Genomic DNA, 4549 nt, shown 5'->3' on the forward strand with positions numbered 1-4549 from the left:
ATGCGGATCTTCCTGATGCCTACCCACGGATCCCCTCCATCTCGGTTGATTATGGTCTCCTCGAGCATTCATCACGGGTGGCGGTTGTTCCCCTGACCGTTCCATGGAGCGACCTTGGCACCTTCTCTGCACTGCATGATGCAACAGGCCCTGATCAGGATGACAATGTCGGTGAAGCCTTCATGCTCGATTCCATTGGATGTACATTCATTCACCCTGAAGGAAAACGGGTTGCAGCTGTCGGGGTCTCGGATCTTGTTGTGGTGGATACCGACGATGCACTCCTTGTCTGCCACAGGAATGCAACAGAGCGTGTCCGCGAGGTGGTATCGGCTCTTTCAGCGCTCCATGACAGGACGGTTGAAGAGCATCGTCTCGTCCATCGTCCCTGGGGAACCTATCTGGTACTTGAAGAATCACAGTTCTTTAAGATCAAGCGGATCACGGTAAAACCGGGTGCATCTCTCTCGCTCCAGCAGCACCAGCACAGGAGCGAGCACTGGGTTGTCGTCTCGGGGTGTGCCCATGTCCGGATAGATGGCACCACCCAGGTACTCACACAGGGCGAATCGACCTTCGTCCGTGCAGGTGCAGTCCACCGGCTCGAAAACCAGGGGAAGATCCCGCTTGAGATGATCGAGGTACAGATTGGAGAGTATCTCGGCGAGGATGATATCATCAGGCTTAATGATATCTATGGCAGGTGAGGATGGCTTCTCGGGGCTCGAGGCGGCAATTGTCCTGATTGCGTTTATCGTTGTAGCCGGGATCTTTTCATTTGCGATTCTTGGAGCAGGTTTCTCCTCTTCAGATAAGGCGAAAGAAGTGGTGCTTGATGGCGGGAGATCGGGAACAGCAGTGATGGTCATGGGTTCAGTCGTCGGCCGGGCAGATGATACGACTCACTATATCGAAAAACTCTTCTTCTCTTGTGAGGCAATGGGCGAGCCTGTGCCGGTATCCGCAATCAGGTTCTCAATTCTGACACCTGTTGGGATATATGAGATCCCTTCGTCTTCGGTTGTACTCTCATGGCATAATCAGGTCACGGAGGATGGCTTCCTCTCAGAGGATGAGATTCTTAAGGTTGAAATACTTCCCGATGCCGGAGTACTGACAGCAGACACTCCATTTACCCTTATAATAAATCCCCCCCTGGGTGTACCTGTCAATGTCCGGTGCCAGGTGCCTCCTGGTCTTGCACGGAAAAACTACTACGAGGTGGGTAGTGGATGAGGATGGCCTCACCGGGCTTGAATCAGCGATTATCCTGATTGCGTTTGTGGTGGTCGGTGCAGTCTTCTCTCATGTGATCATCAGTGCAGGTATGGGCATCTCTGATGATGCAGGTTCCAAGGTGCATGAGGGTCTGTCCAGAGCTGGATCAAGCCTTGTTGTTGCCGGATCGATCTATGCAGTTGACCTGAATAATGATCCCAGGATTGCTGAAGGTATCCTCGTTCCCATCAGGCTTCTTCCGGGTTCGGATCCAGTGGATCTCCGGATGGTAACCATCAACCTCATCGGCAGGAATACGTACGAGACCATCGGTCCAAACGATCCTCTCTATACGCCTCTTCCAACAGCTCATTACTTTTCCATCAATTCACCGGCACCACCCGATCAGGATCCGATACTCTGCTCCGGGGATATGGTGACGCTCTTTATACGTCCGATGTACTTATCAAATTGCAAGCCGGGCCATTCACCCACGATTGAGATAATCACACCGGGTGTGCATCCCATCCAGATTCCTCTTAAATTTCCTGCATCCCTCACCCGGTATACCCGGGTCGGATGAGATGATTAAATCCGAAGGCTCAATATTCATGAATAACAGATTATTAACTGATTCGGATGGCTGAGATACCAAAGGAAGAGTACCTTGAAAAATGCACGACAGCATGTGCCGGATGTACATCATCATTATCTCTCCGGTATGTGCTGAAGGCGGCAGGACCGGATACGGTGCTGGTTGTTCCTGCATGCTGTACCAGTATTCTGCAGGGAATTTATCCCAATACCGCATTTAATATTCCTGTATACAATATTGCCTTTGCAGCGGCAGCAGCATGTGCGTCAGGGATGAGCGAGGCATTTGCGAGCATGGGGAAGAAGACAAACGTCATAGTCTATGCCGGTGATGGCGGTACCGTTGATATCGGGATCCAGGCTCTCTCCGGTGCCCTTGAACGGGGGACAGATTTCCTGTATATCTGCTATGATAACGAGGCATATGGAAACACCGGCATGCAGCGTTCTGGTGCAACCCCGATGGGCGCAAGGACGACAACGACACCCGGCGGCAAGACCGATGCGAAGAAGGATCTCGACAGGATCGTCGCTGCCCACAATATTCCGTACCAGGCGACCGCGACCCCTGCATATCCAAAGGATCTTTATGAGAAGGTGAAGACAGCACTTGCCACTCCCGGTCCATCGTTTATTCATATTCTTGCTCCATGCCCCCCCGGATGGCGGATTGCATCTGATATGTCGGTGACTGTTGGAAAGCTTGCGGTGAAGACCGGCTCCTGGGTACTCTGGGAGAGAAAATATGGCGAACTCAGAATCAGCTCCCCCTCAAAGGGTGCAATGAAGAAACGGGCCCCACTCAGGGATTACCTTTCTGTACAGGGGCGCTTCAAGGGAATCTCCGATTCGGCAGTCAATGAGCTGGAGCAGGCGATTGAGAAGAACCTTGCACAGCTCGCAAAAGAGGAGGCAGGAGAATGCTGACGGTAGCAACTGGAAACAAAGCGGTGGCTGCGGCTGTTAAAGAGGCAAAACCCGCAGTGGTTGCGGCATACCCGATCACCCCGCAGACGGAGATCGTTGAGCAGATCGCAGAATACGTCACTGCTGGTGAGATGGATGCACGGTATATCCCGGTTGAGAGCGAACACTCGGCGATGACTGCCTGTATCGGTGCTTCAATCACGGGTGTCCGTACCTTCACGGCGACGAGCTCTCATGGTCTCCTCTACATGCACGAGATGCTCCACTGGGCAGCCGGGGCCCGCCTTCCGATCGTGATGGCGAATGTCAACCGTGCCCTCGGTCCGGGATGGAATGTCTGGGCGGAACATACCGATGCCTTCTCCCAGCGGGATACCGGATGGCTCCAGTTCTTTGTTTCAACTGTCCAGGAAGCATATGATACCACATTGATGGCATTTCGGATTGCAGAAGATACCGGTATCCTGCTGCCGGTGATGGTGAATCTGGATGGTTTTGTCCTATCGCACATTATGCAGTCTCTTGAGACGGTGGAGATAGGCGACTACATCCCTCCGATGGTGCTTCCCCATAAAATTGATACAGAGAATCCCACAGGGTACGGCACACTCACCGGACCAAATGATCACTTCAAGTTCCGGTGGGAGATTGAACGGGCAATGAGACATTCGCCTTCTGTGATCAGGGATGCAGAAGAAGAGTTTGCAAAGAGATTCGGACGGAAATACGGTCCTACTGACGAATATCTCTGTGATGATGCGGATATCCTGATTGTCTCGATGGGAACACTCGGAAAAGAGGCAGAGGTTGCAGTCGATATCCTAAGAAAAGAAGGCGTCAAAGCAGGATCAATGCGGATCCGCTGGTTCAGGCCCTTCCCAGAGCTCGATATCAGGGACCGCGATCTCGTCGTCCTTGACCGGGGATACTCGTTTGGGTTCGGCGGTGTGCTCACCGACTCGATCAAATCCCGGTACCGCGATGCCTCGATCTTCTCGGTGGTTGCAGGGCTTGGCGGCCAGGAGGTCACCTATGATGATATCGCTGAGTTTGTCAGGAATCGCCGTATGAATGAAGAATACTGGTTTGGGGTTGATGCCTGATGTTTGAGATCAGGATCCATTCCCGTGGCGGGCAGGGTGGTGTGACTGCCGCCCGGCTCCTTGCGATGGCTGCCTTCCTCGATAAGAAGCATGCAACAGCCGCTCCCTTCTATGGTGCTGAGCGGAGGGGTGCGCCGGTCACCTCGTTTGTCAGGATTGATGAGGAGCCGATAAAAATCTACTCACAGATCCGGTCCCCGAATCTCATTGTTGTCCTTGATGCAAGCATCATGGATACCGTTGATGTTCTTTTGGGAATTTTGGAGAATGGAACGGTGTTGATCAACAGCCCCCATCCGATTGATCTCCCCGGTGTCAATGTCCTCACCATCGATCTCACGGGTATTGCACTCTCAGTCGATCTCATCGTATCCGGGAGCCCCATTTTAAATACCCCGGTTCTTGGAGCACTTGCGAAGATGGGTGTTATCTCCCGGGAATCGGCGGAAGCTGCCATCCGTGATATGTTTGCAGATGAGCGGAATGTGAAAGCGGCAGAGGCTGCCTATAAGGAGCTGATTCTATGACCGATCCTGTTGCAATGAGCCGACCAACAGAGGGGGCTGCCGGAAAGACCGGTTCCTGGCGGACGTTCCGTCCGGTGGTCGACCGTGAAGCATGCAATGCATGTGGACTCTGTGCCATGTACTGCCCTGATGGCTGTATCAATGAAGATCATGAGATAGATCTCGACTATTGCAAGGGAT

Annotated in this window: 7 protein-coding genes; all 7 read left to right on the plus strand. The window is 52.8% G+C overall.

Going from position 1 to position 4549, the window contains the following annotated elements; all coding sequences use genetic code 11:
* Nucleotides 1–707 (plus strand): cupin domain-containing protein (locus tag QCH34_RS07360; RefSeq protein WP_300332347.1); only part of this gene is annotated, 707 nt, incomplete at its 5' end.
* Entirely contained in the window at nucleotides 697–1236 is a 540-nt protein-coding gene (locus QCH34_RS07365; protein ID WP_300332350.1) for an archaellin/type IV pilin N-terminal domain-containing protein, read from the plus strand. The genes QCH34_RS07360 and QCH34_RS07365, both read left to right, overlap by 11 nt.
* Nucleotides 1229–1801: an archaellin/type IV pilin N-terminal domain-containing protein gene (locus tag QCH34_RS07370; protein WP_300332352.1), complete on the plus strand. Its 573-nt coding sequence runs from the start codon at nucleotides 1229–1231 to the stop codon at nucleotides 1799–1801. Before QCH34_RS07365 ends, QCH34_RS07370 begins: the two co-directional genes overlap by 8 nt.
* 56 nt (nucleotides 1802–1857) lie before the next feature.
* Complete coding sequence (locus QCH34_RS07375; RefSeq protein WP_300332354.1) at nucleotides 1858–2739, plus strand: thiamine pyrophosphate-dependent enzyme; 882 nt, start codon at nucleotides 1858–1860, stop codon at nucleotides 2737–2739.
* Entirely contained in the window at nucleotides 2733–3842 is a 1110-nt protein-coding gene (locus QCH34_RS07380) for a transketolase C-terminal domain-containing protein (RefSeq protein WP_300332356.1), read from the plus strand. Before QCH34_RS07375 ends, QCH34_RS07380 begins: the two co-directional genes overlap by 7 nt.
* Nucleotides 3842–4369, plus strand: coding sequence for a 2-oxoacid:acceptor oxidoreductase family protein (locus QCH34_RS07385; protein ID WP_300332358.1), 528 nt, complete (start codon nucleotides 3842–3844; stop codon nucleotides 4367–4369). Before QCH34_RS07380 ends, QCH34_RS07385 begins: the two co-directional genes overlap by 1 nt.
* Nucleotides 4366–4549, plus strand: a 184-nt coding sequence (locus QCH34_RS07390) for a 4Fe-4S binding protein (RefSeq protein ID WP_300332360.1), incomplete at its 3' end; no start/stop codon positions are given. The genes QCH34_RS07385 and QCH34_RS07390, both read left to right, overlap by 4 nt.

This window comes from Methanocalculus sp., from assembly GCF_029762515.1.
In the GTDB taxonomy this organism is placed as follows: Archaea; Halobacteriota; Methanomicrobia; order Methanomicrobiales; family Methanocorpusculaceae; genus Methanocalculus.